The following is a 23,188-nucleotide window of genomic DNA, read 5'->3' on the forward strand; positions in this document are numbered from 1 at the left end:
GTGAGCTTGGGGGCTCTACTACACGCCGTAGGGCACCCAGACGTTCTTGACCTGCACCGCCTGCTCCAGCACGGTGTGCAGGTCGTGCAGCGACGCGGCGGCGGCTTCGCCCACCCAGGTGCGCTTGAGGTTGCTGACCGACAGCGCCTCCACCTTCGCGCACTGTGCGGCCGCGGCACCGGGCCACCACAACGCATCGACCTCGGCGTGCGAAGCCAGGGTCTCGGCCAGCGCATCGGCGTCGCCCGTGACGAGGTTCACCACACCGCCGGGCACGTCGCTCGTGTCCAGCACCTGGTAGAGCTCGGCGGCCACCAGCGGCTGGCGGCGCGAGGGCACGGCCACCACGCGGTTGCCCATCGCGATGGCCGGCGCGATCAGCGCCACCAGGCCGAGCAGCGGCGCGTCGTCGGGGGCGATCACGCCGATCTGGCCCACGGGCTCGTGCAGCGCCAGCGTCACGCCGTGCATCGGCGGCTGGTGCACGGCGCCGTCGTGCTTGTCGGCCCAGGCCGCGAAGTCGAAGAGGCACTCCACCGCGGCCTGCACCTCGGCGGCGGCCGCCGCTTCGCTGCTGAAGGGCGCCAGCAGCTCGACGAAACGCTGGCGCTGCGCCTGCAGGTTCTCGGCCAGGTAGTACAGCACCTGGGCGCGGCCGTGCGCGCTGTTGCGCGCCCAGCCGGCGGCCGCACGCGCGGCCTCCACGGCGTTGCGGATGTCCTTGCGGTTGCCTTCGGGCACCAGGCCCAGCAGCGTGTTGCCGGCCCACACCTCGCGGCTGTAGCCGCCGTCGGGGCGCGTCTGCTTGCCGCCGATGTAGAGCTTGGCGGTGCGGTCGATGGCGTTCGGGTCGGCGGCCACCAGGGCAGTGCTGGCCTTCGCGGTCTTCGCTGACTTGACCGCCGACTTCGTGGCCTTCGCGCCCTTCGCAGCGATGGGCTTGAGGTACTCGCGCAGCCCCTCGCGCCCGCCTTCGCGGCCGTAGCCCGATTCGCGCACGCCGCCGAAGCCGCAGGCCGCGTCGAACTGGTTCGCGGTGTTGACCCACACCACGCCGGTCTTGAGCTGTGGCGCCACATGCAGTGCCAGCGTGATGCTCTCGCTCCACACGCAGGCCGCCAGGCCGAAGCGCGTGTTGTTGGCCAGCTCCACCGCCTCGGCCGGCGTGCGGAAGGTCTGCACCGTCAGCACGGGGCCGAAGACCTCTTGCTGCACGATCTCGCTGGCGGTGTCCACGCCCGTCACCAGCGTGGGCGGGAAGTAGCAGTGTTCACCTTGCGGCAACTCGGTCGCGCAGGCCTGGTAGACCTCGGCGCCTTCGGCGCGTGCGCGTTCAACGAAGCCGCTCACGCGCTGCCACTGCGTGCGGTCGACCAGCGCGCCCATGTCGATGCTCTTGTCCAGCGGGTCGCCGACGCGGATCTTCGCCATGCGCGCCTTGAGCTTGGCCAGCAGCGCCGGGGCCGTGCCTTCGTGCACCAGCAGGCGTGAACCGGCGCAGCAGACCTCGCCCTGGTTGAACCAGATGCTGTCGACGATGCCTTCCACGGCAGCGTCGAGGTCGGCGTCGGCAAACACGATGTAGGGGCTCTTGCCGCCCAGCTCCAGGCTCAGCTTCTTGCCGCTGCCGGCGGTGGCCTGGCGGATGAGCTTGCCCACCTCGGTGCTGCCGGTGAAGGCGATCTTGGCGATGCCCGGGTGCGCGGTGATGGCCTGGCCCACGGCGCCGTCGCCGGTGACGAGGTTGAACACACCGGCGGGCAAGCCCACTTCCTGGCAGATCTCGGCAAAGAGCAGCGCCGTCAGCGAGGTCTGTTCGGCAGGCTTGAAGACGATGGTGTTGCCGCAGGCCAGCGCCGGCGCCACCTTCCAGGCCAGCATCAGCAGCGGGAAGTTCCAGGGCACGATCTGGCCCACCACGCCCAGGGCTTCGTGGCCGGGCAGCTCACGCGCCAGCAGCTGCGCCCAGCCGGCGTGGTGGTAGAAGTGGCGCACGGCCAAGGGCACGTCGGCATCGCGCGTTTCGCGGATGGTCTTGCCGTTGTCCAGCGTCTCCAGCACCGCGAAGAGCCGCGCGTGTTTCTGCAGCGCGCGCGCCAGCGCGTAGAGCAGCTTGGCGCGGCCGTGGCCGCCCAAGGCTTGCCAGGCGGGCAGTGCTGCGGAGGCCGCGGCCACCGCGCGATCCACCAGCTTGGCATCGCCTTGGGCGATGGCCGCGAGCGTCTTGCCGTTGGCGGGGTTGGTGCTGTCGAAGTGCGAGGCGCTCTTCGGGCCCTTGACCCAGGCACCGTCGATGAAGTGCCCGAAGCGGCGGCCGTGGCGTTCGAGCCAGGCCTGCGCGACCTCGGCGCTTTCGGGGGAGGGGCCGTAGTCCATGGTGGCGAGGATGTCTTGCAGGGTCGGCATGGCGGAATCAGGGCATGGCGTGCCGGTGGGCAGCGCTGTAGTGGCCGGTGACGTAGTGCTCCAACTGCCGCTCGATGTCGGTGAGCAGGCTGCTGGCGCCGAAGCGGAACAAGTCGGGCTGCAGCCAGCGGGGGCCCAGCTCTTCCTTCATCAGCGCGAGGTACTGCAGCGCGCCCTTGGCCGAGCTGATGCCGCCGGCGGGCTTGTAGCCCACCACCTGGCCGGTCTCGGCCTGGAAGTCGCGGATGGCGCGCACCATCACCAGCGAGACGTCCAGCGTCGCGTTCACGCCTTCCTTGCCGGTGCTGGTCTTGATGAAGTCGGCGCCGGCCATCATGGCCACCCACGAGGCGCGGGCCACGTTCTCCAGCGTCTGCAGCTCGCCGGTGGCGAGGATGGCCTTCAGGTGCGCGGGGCCGCAGGCTTTCTTGAACGAGACCAGTTCTTCGTACAGCGCGGCCCAGTCGTGCGTGAGCGCATGGCGGCGGCTGATGACGATGTCGACCTCCTGCGCGCCGGCGGCCACGCTGAGCTCGATCTCGCGCAGCTTGGTCTCCATGGGCGTGAGGCCGGCCGGGAAACCCGTGCTCACCACCGCCACCGGGATGCCGCTGCCCTGCAGCGCCTGCACGGCCTCGGCCACCATCTCGTGATAGACGCAGACCGCGCCCACTTGCAAGGACGGCAGCCCCAGCGCAGACAGCAACTCGGCACCCAGCGGCTGGCGCGCCTTGGCGCACAGGCGGCGCACGCGGCCGGGCGTGTCGTCGCCCGAGAGCGTGGTGAGGTCCATGCACTGGATGGCCTTCACCAGCCACGCGGCCTGGTAGGCCTTCTTCACCGAGCGGCTGGCGTTGAGCACGGCCACGCGGCGCGCCACGGCGGGCTGATTCACGCGCACGGTGCGCACGCGCGCCAGGTCCAGCGGCGTGCCGGCGTTCAAGGGTGGGGCGGCCGGGGCCGCAGCAGCGGCTGGCGGCGCGGCGTTCTTGGGCTTGGCAACGGCGCTCATGCGCAGGCACTCCAGGGCTTTTGGGCGAAGCCGCGCAGCATAAGGCCTGCCAGGGCCGCCGCCGCAGCCCGTGCGCCGGGGCTCAGGACAGGCTGTCGATGGCCCGGCGCGCCACGCTGGTGAGCGTGGTCATCAGCAGCGCCAGCACCCAGCGCACGAAGGCCACGGTCACTTCGGCCGTGCCCAGCACCACCTTGCGGCCCAGGAAACGGAAGATCGCGCCCATCAGCGTCTTCACGTGGCCCGCCACTTCCTTGCTGAACTGGGCGGCGTGGCCCAGCAGCCAGGCCAGCTGGTCCAGCAGCGTGAGCCCGGCCGTGACCCCGGCGCCGAGCACGCTGCCGATGAGGTAGACCGCCTTGCGCACCAGCCAGGCCAGCGCACGGCCGATCAGGCTCAGCAGCTTGGCCGAGCCCATGGCGAAGCCGCCGTGGCCCTCGGCGGCGCGCTCCAGCCAGCCCTTGACCTCGACCCCGTCGTTCGGCGCCGAGCCCTGGCCCTTGGCCAGGCCTTCCCAGCTGCGCCCGGCCACGCCAGGGATGTAGCTGCCTTCCATGTTGTGCGCAGCGATGCTGAACAGCGCCGCCGAGCCCGTGGGCAGGCACAGCCCGCCACCGGCCAGCGGCGCATGGAAGAAGGGCAGCATGGGGATCATCGGCACCACATCGGCCGGGTGGTAGACACGGTGGATGTTGCCGGCCCCCAGGCGCTGGCTCAGCGCCCCGGCGAACACGGCGTCGCCGACACGCGGCGCGCCAAAGGTGTAGAGCGTGACCGGCGCCACGGCGTGGGCGCTGGCCCAGTCGGCCGTCAGCGCCGCCAGCGCGCCGCCCAGGCTGTGGCCCACGCAATGGATGCGCGAAGGCCGCTGCGCCCGCAGGAAATCGGTGAGGTTCTTCTGGAAGGACTTCCAGGTCTCGTGGAAACCGGCATGCACCGGCCAACCCGCCGGGCCCAGCTGCATGCCGATGTTCAGATTGACCAGCCAGTCCAGGCCGATGGCGGTGCCGCGTGTGGCCACCAGCACCTCGCCTTCGTGCGGGCCGATGCCCGCCGCCACGTAGCCGAAGTTGGACAGCGCCGTCCACTTCAAGGCGCCGGTCTTGCCCGCGAACTGCGAGCTGTCGGCCAGGGCGAACTTGCCCTCGGTGCCGAAACGCACGCCGCGCTCGCGCTCGGCGCTGACGGTGCTTTCGCGCAGCGCGTAGACGCGGCGCGCGATCAGGGCGGCTTCGGGTGGGGTGAGGATGGGCATGCCGGTCTCCTAAAGCGGGCAGCGGGGGCGCTCAGTTCAGTTCGCAGATGCCGAACACATCACCGTGGTGCGTGGGCTCCTTCTCGAGCCGGCAGGTCATCACGATGGGGCGGCCGATCTCGCCTTCGGGCTTGTAGTTCGGCTTGTCGAACATCCAGGCCTTGTAGGTCTTGCCGCCATGCTTGATGAGGATGGTCTGGCGCACGTTGGGTTCGTGCGGCAGCACCGAGCCCATGAACGAGCTGCGCTCGATCAGCGGCAGCTTGAAAACGCCCTGGGCGTCGGTCTGCGTGGCGTCGGTGCCCGTCTCGGATTTCCACGACCAGCGGAACTCGCGCTCCACCACCGCGCCTGCCACGGGTTTGCCGTCCTGCAGCACCTTGCCGCTGACGGCCGAGAACATCACCATCTTTGCCATTGCCGTGCCTTGTGTCGCCAGGGTGAGCCCCAGGCCCGCCAGCAAGAGCCCTGCCAGCCCGAGGAGGCGGCGCAGGGTGCGGTTGCGGGCGGTGATCGGGGCGTTGTCCATCGGGGTGTTGCGGCGCCTGGCAAGCTGCGGGAGGTGCCGGGTCTGCCGCGGGAATTGCGCTGACGAGCCGGCACGATAGCCAGCCGCCGCGCCCGGCGCCAGGGGGAAATCGCAACCAATCCGAACACCCTCCTGCGGCCAGGGGAGGCCGCTGGGGCACGCCTTCAGAGCCGACCCAGCACCAGGTGGGCCAGCAGCCCCGCCAGGGCGCAGCCGGCCAGCACCGGGATCACGCCCTGCTTGAAGCGCATCAAGGCCAGCGCCGCGGCCAGGGCGATGGCGGCGGCCAGCGCGTCGAAACCGCCCGCGAAACCGGCCGGCCAGAACACGTGCTGCGCAAAGAACAGCGCCAGGTTCACGATGACGCCCACCACCGCCGCCGAGATGGCGGCCAGCGGCGCCGTGTAGCGCAGCTGACCGTGCGTGGCTTCCACCAGCGGGCCGCCGGCCAGGATGAACACGAAGCTCGGCAAGAAAGTGAAGAAGCTCACCACCACCGCGGCCAGCACGGCAGTGGCCAGGGCCGAATCGGGCCCGAAGGCCGGCTGCCCCCAACCGCCGAGGAAGGCCACGAAGGCCACCACCATGATCAACGGGCCGGGCGTGGTTTCGCCCAGGGCCAGGCCGTCGATCATCTGCGGTGCGCTGAGCCATTGGTACTGCTCCACGGCACCCTGGGCCACAAAGGGCAGCACCGCGTAGGCACCGCCGAAGCTCAGCAGCGCTGCCTGAGTGAAGAAGCCCGCCATCTGCGTGAAGAGCCCCGGCCCACCCTGCAGCGCCCACAGCGCGGCGGCCACGCCCGCGCCCAAGCCGAGGCCCACCCCCACCACCCGCAGAAAGCCGGCGCGATGCCAGCGCGCATGCGGGGGCGTGGGCGTGTCGTCGTCGATGCAGGCCGGCGGGTGCGGCGCATCCGCGGCGGTACCGCCGTGGCCCGCGCCGGGCGCAAAGGCCTGCGGCCACACGCGGGCGGCCAGCACGCCGGCCAGCGCTGCGCCGGCCACGATGGCCGGGAAGGGCAGGCGCAGCAGGAACAGCGCCGCAAACGCGGCCATGGCGATCGCCCAAAGCACCGGGTGCCTGAGGGTGCGCTGGCCGATGCGCCAAGCCGCCTGCAGCACCAAGGCCGTCACCGCGGGCTTCAGGCCGTAAAACAGGCCAGCGACCCAGGGCACGTCGCCATGGCACACGTAGACCCAGCTCAACAGCACCAGCAGCAGCAGCGAAGGCAGCACGAACAGCGCGCCTGCGGCGATGCCGCCCCAACGGCGGTGCATCAGCCAGCCGATGTAGGTGGCGAGCTGCTGCGCCTCGGGCCCCGGCAGCAGCATGCAGTAGTTCAGTGCATGCAGGAAACGCCGCTCGCTGATCCAGCGCCGGCGCTCCACCAGTTCGGCGTGCATCAGCGCGATCTGCCCGGCCGGGCCGCCGAAGCTGATGAACCCGAGCTTGAACCAGAACTTCAGCGCCTCGGTGAAACGGGGTGTCGGCGGGGCCTGCATCGCGGCATTTTGATGCGCTAACGTCTGCAACCATGCCCGAAGCCCTGCCCGCCCCCGAGCAACTGCCCGAAGGCCACTGCCGCAACTGCGGCCACGCACTGCCCGACCCGGCCCCGCCTTTCTGTCCGCAGTGCGGCCAGGAGACGCGCGTGCGCGCGCCCCGGATCGGCGAGTTCGCGCAGCAGTTCGGCGGCGCCTACTTCAGCACCGAAGGCGCGCTGTGGCGCACGCTGAAGCTGCTGCTGCTCAAGCCCGGTGAACTGACGCGCCTGTACCTGGCCGGCCGCCGCAAGCACTATGTGCTGCCGCTGCGCCTGTACCTCACCATCAGCCTGCTCGTGCTGCTGGCGCTGCGGCTGGTGGCGCAGGCCAGCCTGGAAGCGCCCGGCGCCGTCCACATCGACAGCCAGGACGTCCGGGACAAGCCGGGCTTCGCCATCGAACTCATCGCGGCCAGGGCCGGCATGAAGGACGGCGTGTTCTTCTGTGAAGGCCTGCCCCAGACCTTGTGCAAGCGGCTGCAGCGGCGCATCGACGTGAAGCCCGAAGCCGTGGCCGACGCCGTGCGGGATTTCCTCGGAGGCTTCATCGGCAACCTCGGCCTGGCGATGTTCCTGCTGGTGCCGAGCTTCGCGCTCTTCCTCAAGCTGGTCTACCTGAACCGCCGGCTGCGCTACACCGAGCACCTGGTCTTCGGCCTGCACGTGCATGCCTGCTGGTTCCTGCTGGTGGCCTGCACCCTGCTGCCGCTGGGCGGCGTGGAAGACCTCGTGGTCCTGGCGATGCCCGTCTACACACTGATGGCGATGAAACGCGTCTACGGCGGCGGCTGGGGCTGGCGCTGGCTGCGCGCGGCCGTGGTCAGCACGCTCTACCTGACGGTGCTGTCGTTCGCGATGGTGGGCGTGGGGCTGTACGCGCTGCTGACCTGAGCGGGCGCTTCAGCCGCAGACGCGGTTGCGCCCGCCGTGCTTGGCGCGGTAGAGCTGGTGGTCGGCGGCCTGCACCAGGCCTTCATCGGGCGCGCCGGCCTCGAAGGCGGCCACGCCGATGCTCACGCTCAAGGCTTCCAGGGCCGGATGCACCACAGCCCAGTCGTGGCAGGCCACGCGCTCGCGCAGCTTCTCGCAGGCTTCCAGGGCCTGGGCCAGCGAGCTTTCGACCAGGATGAGCATGAACTCCTCGCCACCGTAGCGGCCCAGCACGTCGCTGGCGCGGCAGTTCGCACGCAGCAGCCCGGCCAGCGTGCGCAGCACCGCATCGCCCACGCCGTGCGAGAGGCGGTCGTTGACGGCCTTGAAGTGGTCGACGTCGATCATCGCCACCGCCAGCGGGTGGCCGAAGCGGCGGGCGCGTTCGGTCTCGCGCTGCAGCTGCAGGTCGAGCCAGCGGCGGTTGGCCACGCCGGTGAGGCCGTCTTCGCGAGCCAGCTGCTGCAGCAGCTCGGCCTGGGCCTGCAGTTCGGCCAGCAACTGGCTGCGGCTTTGTTCGGCGCGGCGCGCCTCGTCCAGCGCCTGCAGCAGCTGCGCGCTGCGTTCGCGTTCGGCCTGGGCGTCGCTCTCGGCACTGGCCAGCGCCTGCTGCTGCAGGAATTGGCGCAGACGCCGTTGTGCAGGCTGGTTGCGCAGGCGGCGTTCACAGGCCTGGAAGGCGCGCTGGTGGCGCAGCGCGGCGGCCAGGTCGCCCGCGGCTTCATGGGCGAGGGACAGGGCTTCGTGGGCCTGGGCGCTGAGCTGCAGCGCGGCAGCGGCTTCGGCCAGCTGGTGGGCCTGGGCCAGCAAGGGCAGGGCTTCTGCAGGCCGGCCCAGGGCCCGGGGGGTTTCGGCCTGGGCCAGCAGCACCTGGGCCTGCAGCCCGAGGTCGCCCCGGCGCTGCGCCAGCAGCGCAGCTTCGTCCAGCAGCGCGCTGGCGCCTGGGTGCGCCGCCTGGGCCTGCAGGGCCAGCGCCGTGGCCACCAGCGCTTCGACCTGATCACTCTGATTGCCCGTGGCGCGTGACAAGGCCAGGGCCTGCCGCGCCCCGGCTTCGGCAGCGGCGGCCTCACCGGCCTGGCGCTTCAAGTGGGCCAGGGCCACGAGCACGGTGCTCTCGTGGGCGCGGTCGGCCGTGGTGCGCACCAGCGCCAGGCTGCGTTCAAGCTGCTGCTCGGCAGCGGCCGGCTCGTCCAGTGCGCCCAGCACCACGCCAAGGTGCGTGTGGGCGTAGGCCAAGGAGCGCGCATCGCCACAGCGCCGCGCCGCCTCCAGCGCCTCTGCACCACAGGCCAGCGCCGAAGCGAGATCGCCGTTGTCCCGGTGCTGCAGCGCGATGTTCACCAGCACCGCCGCCACACCGGGCTGGTCGTCCGTGGCCGTGCGCAAAGCCAGCACGTGCTCGTAGACGCCGATGGCCGCCTCGCCCTGCCCCCTCATGGCCAGGCGCACACCCTGCTGGTTCAGCGCCTCGGCTTCACCCGCCCTGTCGCCCAGGCTGCGCAGCAGGCTCACGGCCTGCTGCAGCAGCGACTCGCAGTCTTCTCCCGGCGGCGCCGCATCACCCAGGATGGACAGGCACACCGCCCGCCGCAGCAGCGCATAGGCCAGCCCGCGCTGGTGGTCGCAGGCCAGCGCCAGCTTGTGGGCATGCTCGGCCAGCGCCAGCGCGGCGCGCGCGTCGGTGTGGCGCAGCGCGTAGGCCTGCGCCACCAGGGCGTCGATCTCCGCGGCCTGGGGCGCGGCGGTGTTCATGGCAGGCCCAAGGTGGCGGCCAGCGCCTCGAAGCTGTCCACCGCGAGATCGAACTCACCCGGCGTCCAGCGCTCCATCGCGCCGCCCGGGCCGCGCTCCAGCGGGCGCGCCACGTAGGCCGTGCGCAGGCCGCAGGCGGCCGCGGCGCGCAGGTCGCTGGGGTGGGCGGCCACCAGCATCACTTGTTCGGGCGCCAGGTCGAGCAGGCGCGCGGCGCCGAGGTAGACCTCGGGGTCGGGCTTGTAGTGGTGGAAGAACTCGGCCGTAAGCACCGCGTCCCACGGCAGGCCGCCGAACTTGGCCATGGCCACCAGCAGCGAGAGATTGCCGTTGCTCAGCGTGGTGAGGGTGTAGCGGCGCTTCAGGCGCAGCAGGCCGGCCACGCTGTCGGGCCAGGGCTGCAGGCGGTGCCAGATGCGGTTGAGGTCAGCGCGCGCGGCCTCGTCCATGGCGATGCCGTGTTCGGCCAGCAAGCCATCCAGGATGCGGCGGTGCAGGCCGTCGATGTTCGTCCACGGCAGCGCGCCGCTGCGCACCTGCTGCATGGCCGGCTGGTAACCGGCGCGCCAGGCCAGCGCGAAGGCGCTGCCGTCCACAGGCAGGCGCAGGCGCTGCACTTCGGCGGCGATGCTGCCGTGCCAGTCGACGACGGTGCCGAAGACGTCGAAGCACAGGGCCCGCACGTCGGGGAGGGCGTGAGCGTGAGTCATCGCTGGCAAGGGTAGGGCTGCTGCCGTGGGCGCGGCACGTTGGTGTGCGGTGTCACGTGAATTTGACACACCTCAAACCCGGGGCCGGCCCTCGCGCTTACGGTGGGCACCCTGCCCTCGCCCCTTTCACCACACGGCCCGAGACCGCCCCATGCGCATCCTCTTCATCCACCCCAACTACCACTCGGGCGGGGCCGAGATCGCCGGCAACTGGCCGCCGGCCTGGGTGGCCTATCTCACCGGGTATCTCAAGGCCGACGGCTACACCGACGTGCACTTCGTCGACGCGATGACGCACCACCTCAGCGACGATGAGGTGGAAGCGCGCATCCGCGAGATAGCGCCCGACATCGTCGGCTGCACCGCCATCACGCCGGCCATCTACAAGGCAGAAAAGCTGCTGCAGGTGGCCAAGGAAGTGAACCCGGCCATCGTCACCGTGCTGGGCGGCATCCACGGCACCTTCATGTACCCGCAGGTGCTGAAGGAAGCACCGTGGATCGACGCCGTGGTGCGCGGCGAAGGCGAGCAGGTCTTCCTGAACTTCGTGCGCGCGGTGGAAGACGGCACCTGGGCCCGCGAGCCGCTCTCGGTGCGCGGCGTGGCCTACAACGACGCCCAGGGCCAGGTGGTGGCCACCGCGGCCGAACCGCCCATCCAGGACCTGGACCGCATCACGCCCGACTGGGGTCTGCTGGAGTGGGACAAGTACACCTACATCCCGCTGGGCGTGCGCGTGGCGATCCCGAACTTCGCGCGCGGCTGCCCCTTCACCTGCAGCTTCTGCAGCCAGTGGAAGTTCTGGCGCGACTACCGCATCCGCGAACCGAAGAAGGTGGTCGACGAGATCGAGACGCTGGTGAAGGACCACGGCGTGGGCTTCTTCATCCTGGCCGACGAAGAGCCCACCATCCACCGCAAGAAGTTCATCGCCTTCTGCGAGGAACTCATCGCGCGCGGCCTGCCCGAGAAGGTGCAGTGGGGCATCAACACCCGCGTCACCGACATCCTGCGCGACGAGAAGCTGCTGCCCATGTTCCGCCAGGCCGGCCTGGTGCACGTGAGCCTGGGCACCGAGGCCGCCGCGCAGCTCAAGCTGGACCGCTTCAACAAAGAGACGACGATCGAGCAGAACAAGAAGGCCATCAGGCTTTTGCGCGAGGCCGGCATCGTCACCGAGGCGCAGTTCATCGTGGGCCTGGAGAACGAAACCGCCGAGACGCTGGAAGAGACCTACCAGATGGCGCGCGACTGGAACCCCGACATGGCCAACTGGGCGATGTACACGCCCTGGCCGTTTTCCGACCTGTTCCAGGAGCTGGGCGACAAGGTCGAGGTCTTCGATTTCGAGAAATACAACTTCGTCACGCCCATCATGAAGCCCGACGCGCTCGACCGCGCCGAGCTGCTCGACCGGGTGATGAACAACTACCGCCGCTTCTTCATGAACAAGAGCTTCTTCCAGTACCCCTGGGAGAAGGACAAGTTCCGGCGCAAGTACCTGATGGGCTGCCTCAAGGCCTTCTTGAAGAGCGGATTCCAGCGCACCTTCTACGACCTGGGGCGCGTGGGCTACTGGGGCCCGCAAAGCAAGAAGAAGGTCGACTTCCAGTTCGCCGGCACCCAGGTGCACGAGCGGCCCGATGCCGAGGCCATCGCCCGCGCCGATGCCGACTGGGTGACCATGCACGGCCCGAAGATCGAGATGCGTCGGCGCAAGGGTGAAGAGAACTTCGCTGCGGCCGAGGCGGCGATGGCCTGCGGCGGGGGCAAGGAACAGCTGCAGGAAACATGAGCATCGCCACCCTCGGCCCCCCTGCCGGCCGCATCGGCCCGAACGCCATCACCCGCGTGGCCGAGGCCCTGGCCGCCCGCCTGGGCACCAGTGCCACCTGGGACTTGTTCGACCGCGCCGGCCTGCTGCGCCACCTCCGCACGCCGCCCACGCAGATGGTGGACGAGGCCGACGTGCGGCGCCTGCATGGCGCACTGCGCGAACAGCTGGGCGCAGCCGACGCTGGCGAGATCGCCCGCGCGGCCGGGCGCTGCACCGCGCACTACCTGCTGGCGCACCGCATCCCGCAGGCCGTTCAGCGCCTGCTGCGCTGGCTGCCCGCAGCGCTGGCCGCGCGCGTGCTGCTGAAGGCCATCACGCGCAACGCCTGGACCTTCACCGGCAGCGGCGAGTTCAGCGCGACCGTGGCGCCCTGGTTCGGCGGCGCGGGCCAGCCACCGGTGCAACTGCACATCCGCCACAACCCGCTGTGCCAGGGCCTGCACAGCAGCGCGCCGGCCTGCGACTACTACGCCGCCACCTTCGAGCGCCTGTTCCAGGTGCTGGTGCACCCGGCCACCCGCGTGCGCGAGGTGGCCTGCGAGGCCTGCGGCGACGCCGAGTGCCGCTTCGAGCTGCGCTGGCGCGCCTGAAGCCGCCGGGGCGGACGCGCGGACTGCGGGCTTCCACTCCGTTCGCGCCCGGGGCCGCCGCCTAGAATCTGCGGCACCCGCGCCGGGTCCGCAGCCGCCCCTCCCGCGGCGCACCGCTGCGCGGGCCTGCTCACTCCGCCCGCTGCATGAACCTCTCTGCCCTCACCGCCCTGTCGCCCCTGGACGGGCGTTACGCCGCCAAGCTGCAGACGCTGCGGCCCCTGCTCTCCGAGTTCGGCCTCATGCAGCACCGCGTGCAGGTGGAGGTGGAGTGGTTCATCGCGCTGTCTGACGCCGGTTTTGCCGAGTTCAAGCCGCTGAGCGAGGCCTCGCGCGGTTTGCTGCGTTCGCTGTCGCTGCGCTTCAGCGAGGCCGACGCCCAGGCCATCAAGGACATCGAGAAGACCACCAACCACGACGTCAAGGCCGTGGAGATGTGGATCAAGGGCCGCTTCCAGGGCCATGCCGACCTGGAGGCCGCGGCCGAGTTCGTGCACTTCGCCTGCACCAGCGAGGACATCAACAACACCAGCCACGCGCTGATGCTCAAGGCCGCGCGCGAGCAGGCGCTGCTGCCGGCGCTGGACAAGCTGCTGCAGCAGCTGGGCGCGATGGCGCACACGCTGGCCGCGCTGCCCATGCTCAGCCGCACGCACGGCCAGACCGCCAGCCCCACCACGGTGGGCAAGGAAGTGGCCAACGTGGCCGCGCGCCTGGCCACGGCGCGTGCGCGCATCGCTGCCGTGCCGCTGCTGGCCAAGATGAACGGCGCGGTGGGCAACTACAACGCACACCTGGCCGCCTACCCCGGCTTCGACTGGGAGGGTTTCAGCCGAAGCGTCGTCGAAGATCGCCTGGGGCTGAGCTTCAACCCGTACACCATCCAGATCGAGCCGCACGACTACATGGCCGAGCTCTTCGATGCCGTGGCGCGTGCCAACACGCTGCTCATCGACTGGGCGCGCGACGTCTGGGGCTACATCAGCCTGGGCTACTTCAAGCAGAAGGTGAAGAAGGGCGAGGTCGGCAGCAGCACGATGCCGCACAAGGTCAACCCCATCGACTTCGAGAACGCCGAAGGCAACTTCGGCCTGGCCAACGCGCTGCTGGGCCACATGAGCCACAAACTGCCCGTCAGCCGCTGGCAGCGCGACCTGACCGACAGCACCGTGCTGCGCAACATGGGCGTGGCCCTGGGCTACGCGCTGCTGGCCTGCGACAGCCTGAGCCGCGGCATCGACAAGGTGGAGGTCAACGCCGCGGCACTGGCCGCTGATCTGGACGCCGCCTGGGAGGTGCTGGCCGAGCCGGTGCAGACCGTGATGCGCCGCCACGGCCTGCCCGACCCCTACAACCAGCTCAAGGAATTCACGCGCGGCCAGCCCATCACGCGCGAGCTGATGCAGGGCTTCATCCAGGGCCTGGCGCTGCCTGAAGAAGACAAGCAGCGCCTGCTGGCAATGACGCCCGGCAGCTACACCGGCCTGGCGGCCGAACTGGCCGCGCGCTGGAAGGCCTGACAACGGTGAGCGCCGATTTCCGCGCCCAGCTGGTGGCCGCACAGGCCACGAACCAGTCGATGCTCTGCGTCGGCCTGGACCCCGAGCCCTCGAAGTTTCCCGGCGCGTGGCAGGGCGACCCGTCGCGCATCTTCGATTTCTGCGCGGCCATCGTCGACGCCACCAAAGACCTCGTCTGCGCCTTCAAGCCGCAGATCGCCTACTTCGCCGCGCAGCGGGCCGAAGACCAGCTCGAACGCCTGATGGCGCACATCCGTGCCGTGGCGCCGCAGGTGCCGGTGATCCTGGACGCCAAGCGCGGCGACATCGGCGCCACCGCCGAGCAGTACGCGCGCGAGGCCTTCGAGCGCTACCGCGCCGACGCCGTGACGCTCTCGCCCTTCATGGGCCTGGACTCCATCGAGCCCTACATGAAGTGGGCCGGCAAGGGCCTGATCCTGCTGTGCCGCACCAGCAACCCTGGCGGCAGCGACCTGCAGGCGCAGCGCCTGGCCGGCGCGGACGGCCAGCCCGGCAGCCTGCTCTACGAGCACATCGCGCGCCTGGCGGCAGGCGACTGGAACCGCGGTGGCCAACTGGCGCTGGTGGTGGGCGCCACCTTTCCGGCCGAAGTGGCGCGCGTGCGTGAACTCGCACCCACGCTGCCGCTGCTGATCCCCGGCATCGGCGCGCAAGGTGGGGATGCCGAGGCCACCGTGCGCGCCGGCTGGCGGCCTGAGGGGCCCATCGTCGTGAGCTCCTCGCGTGCCGTGCTCTACGCCGGCACCCAGGGTGAGCAGGGCCCGGCCCGGTTCGCCGGGGCCGCACGCCATGCCGCGCTGACGGCCCGAGAGCAACTGCAGCAGGCGCGTCCCCGCGGCTGAACCATCCCCCATGGCCGACACCCCCGAAGCCCCACCCGCCGCCCAGGCGCCCGAGGCCGAGGCGGTCGGTCTGATGAGCCGGGTCTTCCTGGCCGTCAGCGGCGTGGCCTGCCTGGTGGGCACCGGGCTCGTCTACCTGCTGCTGTCGGGGCATGCGCAGGCGCACTACGCCGCGCTCGCCTTCGGCGCCCTGGCGGTGGTGGCGCTGTTCAGCACCCGTCTGCGCGGCACGGCACTGCGGGTGGCCGTGACGCTGGTGTTCTCTTCGCTGGTGCTGCTGATCGGCGTCAACAGCGTGGTGCAGGGCTGGGGGCTGCGCACGCCGTCGATGCCGCTGCTGGGGCTGCTGGTGTGCATGCTCTGCGTGACGGCGGGCTGGCGCGCGGGCCTGATGCTGTGCGGCCTGGCGCTGGCCATGGTGCTGGCGGTGGCGCTGAACGTGCCCACCGTGCCCGCCAGCCCCGGCCTGCCTGGGGTGCCGATGCTGCTGGGCGTCTGCCTGCTGGCACTGGGCACCGGCATGGCCTGCGGCGTGCTGGCCTCGCAGGCGCTGCAGCGGCTGTCCGCGCAGGCACGCGACCGCGAAGACCGCTTCCGCCGCCTGCTCTCGCTGGCCGCCGATGCCTACTGGGAAACCGACGAGCGCTACCGCGTCATCACCGCCGCCATCGGCCGCGAGGCGCCACGCGCGCTGGCGCCGGAGGAAGGGGGCGGACGCATTCCCTGGGAGCTGCCGCAGTTCCGCTGCGAAGACGACGTGCTCGACGCCTTGCAGGCCGACATGGACGCGCGCCTGCCCTTCCGCGACGTGCCTGTCTTCTGGACCGACGAACACCGCCGCGAGCACGCGCTGCTGATCAGCGGCGAGCCACGCTTCGGCAGCAGCGGCGTCTTCACCGGCTACTGGGGCGTGGTGCGCAACGTCACGGCCGTTCACGCTGCGCACCACGCGCTGGAAGCCACCGAGACGCGCTACCAGGAGCTGTTCTCGCGCATCCCCACGCCGCTGGTGCTGCACCGCAACGGCCGCGTGCTCGACGCCAACCCCGCAGCGGTGTCGCTCTTCGGCCATGCCGACCTGGCCGGCATGCTGGGCACCGACCTGCTGGAGCGCTACCAGGACGGCGATTCGCGCGCCCGCGCCACCGAGCGCATGCAAACGCTGCAGCGCCAGGCCCCGGGCAATGCGTTGCCGGTGGCCAACTTCACCCTCGATGTCGAGGGCCGGCAGATCTTCGTGCGCGGCACCAGCGTGCGCGTGGACACCGAAGGCGGCCCCGCGCTGCTGGCCATCTTCATCGATGACACCGAGCGCATCGCCACCGAGGAAGCCGTTCGCCGCTCGGAAGCGCTGCTGTCGCACCTGGTGGCCACCAGCCCCGACCTCATCACGCTCACCGACCTGGCCACCGGTCGCTACGCGATGGTCAACCGCAGCTTCGAGCAGCACATCGGCTGGTCGGCCGCCGAAGCGGTGGGCCGCACCTCGCTGGAGCTGGGCGTGTGGGCCGGCGAAGCCGACCGGCAGCGCTTCGTGCAGGCGCTGCAGCAGGACGGGCAGGTGGTCGATGCGCCCGTGGTCTTCCGCACGCGCGCGGGCCGCACGATGCCGATGATCGTCTCCGCGGCCCGCTTCACCATCGAGCGGCGCGAGTACATCGTGATCAACGCGCGCGACGTCAGCGAGCGCGAGCGCCAGCGCCTGGAGCGCGAGGCCATCCTCACCAACGCGTCCATCGGCATCGCCGTCACGCGCAACCGTGTCTTCACGCTCACCAACCGCCACTTCGAGCAGCTCTACGGCTGGGAGCCGGGCGAGATGATCGGCCGCTCGGGCGCCGAGGTCTGGCCCGGGCATGAGGCCTACGAGCAGCTCGGCCGGGAGATCGGGCCGGCGCTGGCGCGTGGCGAGGCGGTGCAGCTGCAGTGCGCGGCCCGCCGCAAGGACAACAGCACCTTCCTGGCCTTCGTGCGCGGCCGTGCCATCGACCCGCAGAACCCCGCCGATGGCGGCACGGTGTGGATCATCGAGGACGTCACCGCGCGCGAAGAAGCACAAAGCGCGCTGGCCCGCGCGCGCGACGAGGCCGAGGCTGCCAGCCGCGCCAAGAGCGCCTTCCTGGCCAACACCAGCCACGAGCTGCGCACGCCGCTCAACGGCATGATCGGCCTGGCCCGGCTGGCGCGCGACGAGCGCAGCGACAGCGCGCGGCGCGAGCAGTACCTGGAGCAGATCGTCGAGAGCGCGCAGTCGCTGGCCGGCATCATCAGCGACATCCTCGACCTGTCCAAGATCGAAGCCGGCAAGCTGCACATCGAGGCCGGCAGCTTCGACCTCGACGGGCAGCTGCACACGCTGCAGCGCACCTACGCCACGCTGGCCGACGCGCGCGGCCTGGCGCTGCGCCTGCAGCTGCCGCCGGCCCTGCCCGGCGCACCGCTGGGCCGCGTGACGGGCGACGCGCTGCGCCTGCGCCAGGTGCTCAGCAACTTTCTCGGCAACGCCCTGAAGTTCACCGCCAGCGGCCAGGTGGTGATGCGCGCGCGGCGCCTGGCCGCCGATGATGATGGGGGTGTCGGCATGGTGCGCTTCGAGGTGGAGGACACCGGGCCGGGCATCGCACCCGAGCTGCAGGCGCGGCTCTTCGAGCCCTTCACGCAGGCCGACCAGAGCATCACGCGGCGCTTTGGCGGCACCGGCCTGGGGCTGTCGATCTGCCGCGAACTGGCCACGCTGATGGGCGGCCGCGTGGGCGTGCACAGCCTGCCCGGCAGCGGCAGCACCTTCTGGGCCGAACTGCCCTTGCCAGTGGCTGCGGCCGCAGAGATGGCGGCCCCGAACGCGGAAGAACCCGAGCTCGCGGCCAGCCTGGAAGGCCGGCGCGTGCTGATGGTGGAAGACAACGCCGTCAACATGATGATCGCGGTGGCCCTGCTGGAAGCCTGGGGCGCCGAAGTGGCCCAGGCCGGTGACGGCCACGAGGCCCTGGCTGCCGTGCAGCAGGCCCAGGCTGCCGGGCGCGGCTTCGACGCCGTGCTGATGGACGTGCAGATGCCACGCATGAGCGGCTACGAGGCCACGCGGCGCCTGCGTGACGCGGGCCTGGCCGTGCCCGTGATCGCGCTCACCGCCGCGGCCCTGGTGACCGAGCGCGATGAGGCCCTGGCAGCCGGCATGAGCGACTTCCTCACCAAGCCCATCGACGCCGAGCGCCTGCGCGCCACGCTGGCCCGCTGGTGCGGCCAACGCGCCACAGCGCCTGCCGCGCCAGACTGACAATACTGGCGCCATCCCCCCGGAAAGAGACCATGGAAGTCAAGCTCGACAAGCGTTACCCCGTTGCCGCCACGCCGGCACAGGCCTGGGCCGTGCTCAGCGACATCCACGCCATTGCCGCCTGCATGCCGGGCGCGGCCATCACCGAGCAGCTCGACGAGACCCACTTCAAGGGCACCGTGAAAAGCAAGATCGGCCCTGCGGTGATGAGCTTCGGCGGCGACATCGAGCTGCAGGGCCTGGACGCAGCCACGCGCGAGCTGAAGATGCTGGGCAAAGGCGCCGACAAGGCCGGCTCGTCGGCCTCGATGCAGCTCACGGCGCGGCTGGAGCCGGGCGAGGAGCCGGGCACCACGGTGCTGATGGGGCAGGCCACCATCACGGTCAGCGGCAAGCTGGCGCAGTTCGGCAGCCGGCTGCTGGTGCCGGTGAGCGACGCGATGCTGGCGCAGTTCGCCGACAACTTCCGCGCGGCCGCTGCGGCGGTGCCGGTGGCCGCGGCGCCGGCCGAGGCTCAGGCGGCGCCGTCTGCCGAAGCCGCTGCCGGCACGGCCAGCGCCGGCCTGCCGGCGCCCACGCCGGCCGTTCCGGCGGTGCGTGCGCCCGTGGCCCCGGCGCAGGTGAAGGAGCTCAACGCCCTGGGCCTGATGTGGACGGTGTTCAAGGGCTGGCTGGCTGGCCTCTTCGGCAAGAAAAGCTGAGGGCGCCGAAGCCCCGCCGCGGCGTTCAGACCGCCGTCACGGGCACCGGGCGGCCGGTGAGGTAGCCCTGGATGAGCTGGAAGCCCATCTCGCGGCACAGCGCGGCTTCGGCTTCCAGTTCCACCCCTTCGGCCAGCGGCACGCTGCCGACATCCAGCACTTGGCGCACCAGCCCGGCCAGGCCGCGGCGCTTGGCCTCGCCGGCTTCGTGGATGCCACGGATCAGGCCCATGTCGAACTTGACGAAGTGCGCCGGCACCTCCCACAGCTCGTTCAGCCGCGCCTGCCCGGCGCCGAAGTCGTCGTAGGCGAAGCGCACGTCGATGTCCTTCAGCCGTGCGGCGAGCTCGCGCATGCGCGGCACTTCCACCACGGCCGATTCGTGCACCTCCAGCACCAGCAGCGGCTGCCCCGGGCCGTGGCGCAGCGCCTGCAGGTCGTCGAAGAAGGCGTCGCTGAAGGTCTCCAGCGGATGGGCGTTGACGAAGAGGTGGGCACCCTGCAGGCGCGGGGCCAGCGCCTGCACGCCATGCGCGCGAAAGGCGCTGCTGAGCTCCACCTCGAGGTCGAGCGTGGCGGCCAGCTTGAAGAGGTGGATGGGGGAGTAGCGCAGCTCCGGGTGGTCGCAGCGGCCCAGCAGCTCGTAGGCGAACACCGCACCGCCCCGGGCCTGCACGATGGGCTGCGCAGCCGCCGACATGCCGCGCCCCTGGAGGAACTCGCGGAACGGGCGCTCCTCGCGCACGAAGTTGCTCGACAGCTTGCGCGGCTGGGTGGCCACGATCATCGTGCGCTGCTCGTCCTCGGCCCCGCCCGGCTGCGTGCGCAGGGCCGTGCTGAGCACACCGTAGCGGAACTCGGCGGCGCCGAAGTGGATGACGTCGCCCTCCTTCAGCACGTGCGGCGCGGTCAGGCGCGTGCGGTTGACGTAGGTGCCGTTGGTGCTGTTCAGGTCGTTCAGGAGCAGGTCGCCCCCCGGCCCCAGCGACAGCACCGCATGGTGGCGGCTGAGGCCGCGCGCCTCGACCGACAGCTCGTTGTCGACCTCGCGCCCGATGCGGAAAGGCAGCTTGTGGACGGTGTGCACCACGTGCGTACCGTCTGCTGCCACGCTCTCCAGGAACACGCCCTCGACCACCACCACCCCCTGCGCCACGCCCGGCCGCCCGCTTGCAACTCAATGTAGCCGAAAGGGCGGTGCACCCGCGCGGCAGAATCACGGCATGCCCCCAGACTCAAGGCCCGATGTCGTCCACCAGCCCGAGGCCTCGCGCTTCGTCGTGAACATGCCGCAGGGTCTGGCGCTGTGCAGCTACCGGCGCGAGAACGGTGTGCTGGTGCTGCCGCACACCCTGGTGCCGCCAGCCCTGGAAGGCCGCGGCATCGCCGCAGCGCTGGTGCAAGAGGCCCTGACCTGGGCCCGCCAGCAAGGCCTGAGGGTGCGGCCCACCTGCAGCTACGTGGCGGCCTACATGCAGCGCCACCCCGAGACGCAAGACCTGCTGTAGGGCCCGCTACAGCACCGCAGGCTGCAGGAAACGCACGGTACCGGCGTCGGCGTCCATCTCCACGGGCAGGCCCACCGGCAGCGTGAACTTGCGCTTGATGTGGCCGAAGAGCGCGCCGCTGTAGACCGGCACGTTCAGCGGCTTGAAGTAGTCGTCGAAGACTTCATCGAGCGTCAGCGTGCCGTAGTTGCCGTCGCCCGGGCCGCAGTTCGTGAAGCCGCCCAGCACCACGCCCGCCACGCGGTCGAGCGCACCGCTGAGCTTGAGCGTGCTGAGCATGCGGTCGACGCGGTAGATGTACTCGTTCACGTCTTCCAGGAAGAGGATGGCACCGTCGAAGCGCGGCCAGTAGGCCGAGCCCGCCATCGAACTGAGCACCGCGAGGTTGCCCCCCACCAGCGGCCCCCGTGCCGTGCCGCCGCGCAGCGTCGTGATGCGGCCACCGCGCACGGCAAGGTTGTCTTCGCGGTCTTTCGGGTTGGCCAGCGTCACGGCCTGCGCTTCCATCACCGCGCTGCGCAGCCACTGCACGCTGAAGTCGTTCCACTCGCTGGCGCCCATGGGGCAGTGGAAGGTGACCAGGCCGGTCTGCACCTGAACGGCGTTGATCAGCGCGGTGAGGTCGGAGAAGCCGCCCAGGAACTTCGGCCTGCGGCGGATGGCCGCGTAGTCGATCAGCGGCAGGATGCGGTTGCCGCCCGAGCCGCCGGTCATGGCCAGGATGCCCTGCACCGAGGGGTCGGCGAACATCGCGTTCACGTCGGCGGCGCGCTGCGCGTCGGTGCCGGCGAAGTGGCCGTAGCGCGCGCGCAGGTTCGGTGCTTCGCGCACCTTGAAGCCCAGGGCCTGCAGCGCCTCGGTGGCGAACTGGTAGGGCGCCCGCTCGTAGATGGCGCCCGAGGGGTTGATGAGCGCCACGGTGTCGCCCGGGCGCAGGCGCGGGGCCCGCAGCAGCGGCGGTACCGCAGCGCCCGCGGTGGCGGCGGTGGCGGCCGCGGTCGCCGCCATCGAAGCGGCCAGGAAGTGACGCCGGGGCAAGGCCATGCAGGGAACTCCGTGAAGAAGGGAGGCGCGCGCCGTCTAGACCACGCGCGGCCACTCGTGGCGCACGCGCTCGCGGTCGCCGTGGTCGAAGTGCCACCACTCGGTGGCGATGCCGTGGAAGCCGCCGCGTGCCATCACGCGCGCCAGGCACTCGCGCTCGGCCACGTGCGCGGCCGTGAGCACACCGCTTTTCAGGTGTTCGGCATGCAGCGCCGGGTGCGAGGCCAGCGTCATTTCGTCGAAACCGCTGCCCATGTCGGCTTCGCGGCCCTGGGGGTCGAGCAAGGTCACGTCCACGGCCATGCCGAAACTGTGGATGGAGCCGCGCACCGGGTGGGCGAAGTACTGCGCCATCGGCGTGCCCTCGACATCGGCCCAGATGGCTTCCTGCACACGCTGCGGGCGCAGGGCGTCCAGCACCACGATCTGCCAGCCCGGGCGCTCGGCCTGGAGGGCCTCGGCCGCGGCTTCCAGGCCCTCGGCGGCCTCGCGGCGCAACCAGGCGCAGTCCATGCCGCGGTAGAGCTCCACGCCGGCAAAGTTGTTGCGGCTGGCGTAACGCAGGTCGTGCCGCACGCCGCGCAGGCTGGCCAGCGGGCGGAACATCGGGTGGCTGCCGATGGCCTCCACCGGCACCGGCGGCACGGCGTGCAAGGCCAGCGTCATGCCACCGCCTGCCGCGCCAGCGCGGCGCCCGGTTCCTGCAGCGGCTGCAGGCAGGCCTCGGCGGCCTCGCGCAGATGCTTGAGCAGGCGGCGCGCGGCCTGCGACAGCGGCGCCTGGTGGGCCGAGAGCAGCACCAGCGGCACGGGCAGGGCGGGCTCGAGCACGCGCACGCGCACACGGCTGCGGTCGGCGCTGGCGGCGGTGTAGGGGTCGACCACGGTCACACCCAGGCCGGCCTCGGCCAGCGCACGCGCCAGGGGGTAGGTCTGCACCGTCACGCGCATCTGCGGCACCGTGCCCGTGGCCTCGCAGGCGGCCAGCACGCGGTGGCCGAGCGGGTCGTCGTCGGCCAGGCCGATCAGTTCCGGCGGCAGGTCCTTCACGTGCAGCGGGCCGGCATGGCGCGCGGCAGGCTGGCGCATGGGCACCAGCGCAGCCATGGGTGCGGTGGCCAGCACCTCGGCGCGCAGGCCGGGGTGGCGGGGGTCTTGCAGCGTGAGGGCCATGTCGGCCTCGCCGAGCAGCAGCGCGCTGATGAGCTCGCGCGTGTGCTGCGTGCTGAGCAGGCAGCGCCCGCCGGGCGTGGCCTGCTGCCAGCGCGCCATGGCCGCGGGCACCACCGTCAGGCCCAGCGCGGGCGTGGCGGCCAGGCGGATGGTCTGCGTCTGCCCGGTCTTGAGGCTGGCCGCCAGGCGGCGCACGGCGAGCAGGTCGCCCTGCAGGCGGTCGACCTCCACGAAGAGCCGCTGCGCCTCGGGCGTGGGCACGAACTTGCCCTTGCTGCGGTCGAAGAGCAGCACGCCCAGTTGCGCTTCGGCATGCTGCAGCAGCTTGGTGACGGCCGGCTGCGAGATGTGCAGCACCTGCGCCGCGCCGCTGACGGTGCCGGCCTGCATCACCGCATGGAAGACTTCGATGTGGCGCAGTCTCATTGCAGCGGCACGGGGGGCGGGGGGCAGGTCGGTGCCATGGTGGAGGTCCATCATAGCCAGCGCACGCCTGCAGGCCGAGCAGCCCGTTGGGGTCGAAGGGCCCTGGG

General features: G+C 71.2%; 19 protein-coding genes. 8 read left to right on the top strand and 11 right to left on the bottom strand.

Going from position 1 to position 23,188, the window contains the following annotated elements; translation table 11 throughout:
* Positions 1-18: 18 nt before the first annotated feature.
* The 5 genes from EOE66_RS01160 to chrA form a co-directional block, all read right to left on the bottom strand.
* Entirely contained in the window at positions 19-2,406 is a 2,388-nt protein-coding gene (locus EOE66_RS01160; protein WP_245478851.1) for an aldehyde dehydrogenase family protein, read from the bottom strand.
* A gap of 7 nt (positions 2,407-2,413) precedes the next feature.
* Positions 2,414-3,418, bottom strand: a complete 1,005-nt coding sequence (deoC, locus tag EOE66_RS01165) for a deoxyribose-phosphate aldolase (RefSeq protein ID WP_128226860.1) — start codon at positions 3,416-3,418, stop codon at positions 2,414-2,416.
* A gap of 82 nt (positions 3,419-3,500) precedes the next feature.
* On the bottom strand, positions 3,501-4,673 hold the full coding sequence (locus tag EOE66_RS01170; protein ID WP_128226861.1) for a lipase family protein: 1,173 nt from the start codon (positions 4,671-4,673) through the stop codon (positions 3,501-3,503).
* A 31-nt stretch (positions 4,674-4,704) separates the two neighbouring features.
* Positions 4,705-5,202, bottom strand: a complete 498-nt coding sequence (locus EOE66_RS01175) for a DUF6795 domain-containing protein (RefSeq protein ID WP_205702603.1) — start codon at positions 5,200-5,202, stop codon at positions 4,705-4,707.
* A gap of 164 nt (positions 5,203-5,366) precedes the next feature.
* Positions 5,367-6,707 (bottom strand): chromate efflux transporter, encoded by a 1,341-nt coding sequence (chrA, locus tag EOE66_RS01180; RefSeq protein WP_128226862.1) that lies wholly within the window; start codon positions 6,705-6,707, stop codon positions 5,367-5,369.
* A 32-nt stretch (positions 6,708-6,739) separates the two neighbouring features.
* Here chrA and EOE66_RS01185 point away from each other — a divergent pair, with 32 nt between their 5' ends.
* The gene (locus EOE66_RS01185; protein WP_245478852.1) at positions 6,740-7,639 is read left to right on the top strand and encodes a DUF3667 domain-containing protein; all 900 of its coding nucleotides are present in this window, start codon (positions 6,740-6,742) and stop codon (positions 7,637-7,639) included.
* Positions 7,640-7,648: 9 nt separating this feature from the next.
* On the opposite strand, the gene EOE66_RS01190 is transcribed toward EOE66_RS01185, so the two are convergent.
* Together EOE66_RS01190 and EOE66_RS01195 are read right to left on the bottom strand one after the other, a co-directional pair.
* Positions 7,649-9,433, bottom strand: a complete 1,785-nt coding sequence (locus tag EOE66_RS01190) for a tetratricopeptide repeat-containing diguanylate cyclase (RefSeq protein ID WP_128226863.1) — start codon at positions 9,431-9,433, stop codon at positions 7,649-7,651.
* The gene (locus EOE66_RS01195; RefSeq protein WP_128226864.1) at positions 9,430-10,143 is read right to left on the bottom strand and encodes a haloacid dehalogenase type II; all 714 of its coding nucleotides are present in this window, start codon (positions 10,141-10,143) and stop codon (positions 9,430-9,432) included. Before EOE66_RS01195 ends, EOE66_RS01190 begins: the two co-directional genes overlap by 4 nt.
* Before the next feature lie 151 nt (positions 10,144-10,294).
* On the opposite strand from EOE66_RS01195, the gene bchE reads away from it, so the two are divergent.
* The 6 genes from bchE to EOE66_RS01225 all read left to right on the top strand — a co-directional run bounded on the left by bchE (position 10,295) and on the right by EOE66_RS01225 (position 18,931).
* Positions 10,295-11,938, top strand: coding sequence for a magnesium-protoporphyrin IX monomethyl ester anaerobic oxidative cyclase (gene bchE / locus EOE66_RS01200; protein WP_128226865.1), 1,644 nt, complete (start codon positions 10,295-10,297; stop codon positions 11,936-11,938).
* Entirely contained in the window at positions 11,935-12,570 is a 636-nt protein-coding gene (gene bchJ / locus EOE66_RS01205) for a bacteriochlorophyll 4-vinyl reductase (RefSeq protein WP_128226866.1), read from the top strand. Before bchE ends, bchJ begins: the two co-directional genes overlap by 4 nt.
* A 146-nt stretch (positions 12,571-12,716) precedes the next feature.
* Positions 12,717-14,090, top strand: coding sequence for an adenylosuccinate lyase (gene purB, locus EOE66_RS01210; RefSeq protein ID WP_128226867.1), 1,374 nt, complete (start codon positions 12,717-12,719; stop codon positions 14,088-14,090).
* Positions 14,091-14,095: 5 nt separating this feature from the next.
* On the top strand, positions 14,096-14,953 hold the full coding sequence (gene pyrF, locus EOE66_RS01215; RefSeq protein WP_259376374.1) for an orotidine-5'-phosphate decarboxylase: 858 nt from the start codon (positions 14,096-14,098) through the stop codon (positions 14,951-14,953).
* 10 nt (positions 14,954-14,963) lie between these two features.
* Positions 14,964-18,230 carry a PAS domain S-box protein gene (locus EOE66_RS01220; RefSeq protein WP_128226868.1) on the top strand — a complete coding sequence of 1,089 codons (3,267 nt, stop codon included), beginning with the start codon at positions 14,964-14,966 and terminating at the stop codon, positions 18,228-18,230.
* 32 nt (positions 18,231-18,262) lie between these two features.
* Complete coding sequence (locus tag EOE66_RS01225; RefSeq protein ID WP_128226869.1) at positions 18,263-18,931, top strand: SRPBCC family protein; 669 nt, start codon at positions 18,263-18,265, stop codon at positions 18,929-18,931.
* A 25-nt stretch (positions 18,932-18,956) separates the two neighbouring features.
* On the opposite strand, the gene EOE66_RS01230 is transcribed toward EOE66_RS01225, so the two are convergent.
* Positions 18,957-20,087 (bottom strand): EAL domain-containing protein, encoded by a 1,131-nt coding sequence (locus EOE66_RS01230; protein ID WP_205702604.1) that lies wholly within the window; start codon positions 20,085-20,087, stop codon positions 18,957-18,959.
* 67 nt (positions 20,088-20,154) lie between these two features.
* Here EOE66_RS01230 and EOE66_RS01235 point away from each other — a divergent pair, with 67 nt between their 5' ends.
* Positions 20,155-20,439 (top strand): GNAT family N-acetyltransferase, encoded by a 285-nt coding sequence (locus EOE66_RS01235; protein ID WP_245478853.1) that lies wholly within the window; start codon positions 20,155-20,157, stop codon positions 20,437-20,439.
* A gap of 6 nt (positions 20,440-20,445) precedes the next feature.
* Here EOE66_RS01235 and EOE66_RS01240 read toward each other — a convergent pair whose 3' ends face one another.
* From EOE66_RS01240 to EOE66_RS01250, 3 genes are read right to left on the bottom strand one after another with little or no spacing between them, the layout of a single operon-like run.
* A complete protein-coding gene (locus EOE66_RS01240) occupies positions 20,446-21,483 on the bottom strand; it encodes a S66 peptidase family protein (protein WP_205702605.1) in 1,038 nt (345 codons plus the stop codon).
* A gap of 36 nt (positions 21,484-21,519) precedes the next feature.
* A complete protein-coding gene (locus tag EOE66_RS01245; protein ID WP_128226870.1) occupies positions 21,520-22,149 on the bottom strand; it encodes a M15 family metallopeptidase in 630 nt (209 codons plus the stop codon).
* Positions 22,146-23,081: a LysR family transcriptional regulator gene (locus EOE66_RS01250; protein WP_128226871.1), complete on the bottom strand. Its 936-nt coding sequence runs from the start codon at positions 23,079-23,081 to the stop codon at positions 22,146-22,148. Before EOE66_RS01250 ends, EOE66_RS01245 begins: the two co-directional genes overlap by 4 nt.
* Between the last annotated feature and the right edge of the window lie 107 nt (positions 23,082-23,188).

Source organism: Rubrivivax rivuli (assembly GCF_004016505.1).
GTDB classification, from domain to species: Bacteria; Pseudomonadota; Gammaproteobacteria; order Burkholderiales; family Burkholderiaceae_C; genus Rubrivivax; species Rubrivivax rivuli.

Bases quoted from the DNA above. Each gene is read 5' to 3' on its own strand.
- EOE66_RS01160 (WP_245478851.1), bottom strand. From the start codon at position 2,406: ATGCCGACCCTGCAAGACATCCTCGCCACCATGGACTACGGCCCCTCC.
- deoC (WP_128226860.1), bottom strand. From the start codon at position 3,418: ATGAGCGCCGTTGCCAAGCCCAAGAACGCCGCGCCGCCAGCCGCTGCT.
- EOE66_RS01170 (WP_128226861.1), bottom strand. From the start codon at position 4,673: ATGCCCATCCTCACCCCACCCGAAGCCGCCCTGATCGCGCGCCGCGTC.
- EOE66_RS01175 (WP_205702603.1), bottom strand. From the start codon at position 5,202: ATGGACAACGCCCCGATCACCGCCCGCAACCGCACCCTGCGCCGCCTC.
- chrA (WP_128226862.1), bottom strand. From the start codon at position 6,707: ATGCAGGCCCCGCCGACACCCCGTTTCACCGAGGCGCTGAAGTTCTGG.
- EOE66_RS01185 (WP_245478852.1), top strand. From the start codon at position 6,740: ATGCCCGAAGCCCTGCCCGCCCCCGAGCAACTGCCCGAAGGCCACTGC.
- EOE66_RS01190 (WP_128226863.1), bottom strand. From the start codon at position 9,433: ATGAACACCGCCGCGCCCCAGGCCGCGGAGATCGACGCCCTGGTGGCG.
- EOE66_RS01195 (WP_128226864.1), bottom strand. From the start codon at position 10,143: ATGACTCACGCTCACGCCCTCCCCGACGTGCGGGCCCTGTGCTTCGAC.
- bchE (WP_128226865.1), top strand. From the start codon at position 10,295: ATGCGCATCCTCTTCATCCACCCCAACTACCACTCGGGCGGGGCCGAG.
- bchJ (WP_128226866.1), top strand. From the start codon at position 11,935: ATGAGCATCGCCACCCTCGGCCCCCCTGCCGGCCGCATCGGCCCGAAC.
- purB (WP_128226867.1), top strand. From the start codon at position 12,717: ATGAACCTCTCTGCCCTCACCGCCCTGTCGCCCCTGGACGGGCGTTAC.
- EOE66_RS01220 (WP_128226868.1), top strand. From the start codon at position 14,964: ATGGCCGACACCCCCGAAGCCCCACCCGCCGCCCAGGCGCCCGAGGCC.
- EOE66_RS01225 (WP_128226869.1), top strand. From the start codon at position 18,263: ATGGAAGTCAAGCTCGACAAGCGTTACCCCGTTGCCGCCACGCCGGCA.
- EOE66_RS01235 (WP_245478853.1), top strand. From the start codon at position 20,155: ATGCCCCCAGACTCAAGGCCCGATGTCGTCCACCAGCCCGAGGCCTCG.
- EOE66_RS01240 (WP_205702605.1), bottom strand. From the start codon at position 21,483: ATGGCCTTGCCCCGGCGTCACTTCCTGGCCGCTTCGATGGCGGCGACC.
- EOE66_RS01245 (WP_128226870.1), bottom strand. From the start codon at position 22,149: ATGACGCTGGCCTTGCACGCCGTGCCGCCGGTGCCGGTGGAGGCCATC.
- EOE66_RS01250 (WP_128226871.1), bottom strand. From the start codon at position 23,081: ATGAGACTGCGCCACATCGAAGTCTTCCATGCGGTGATGCAGGCCGGC.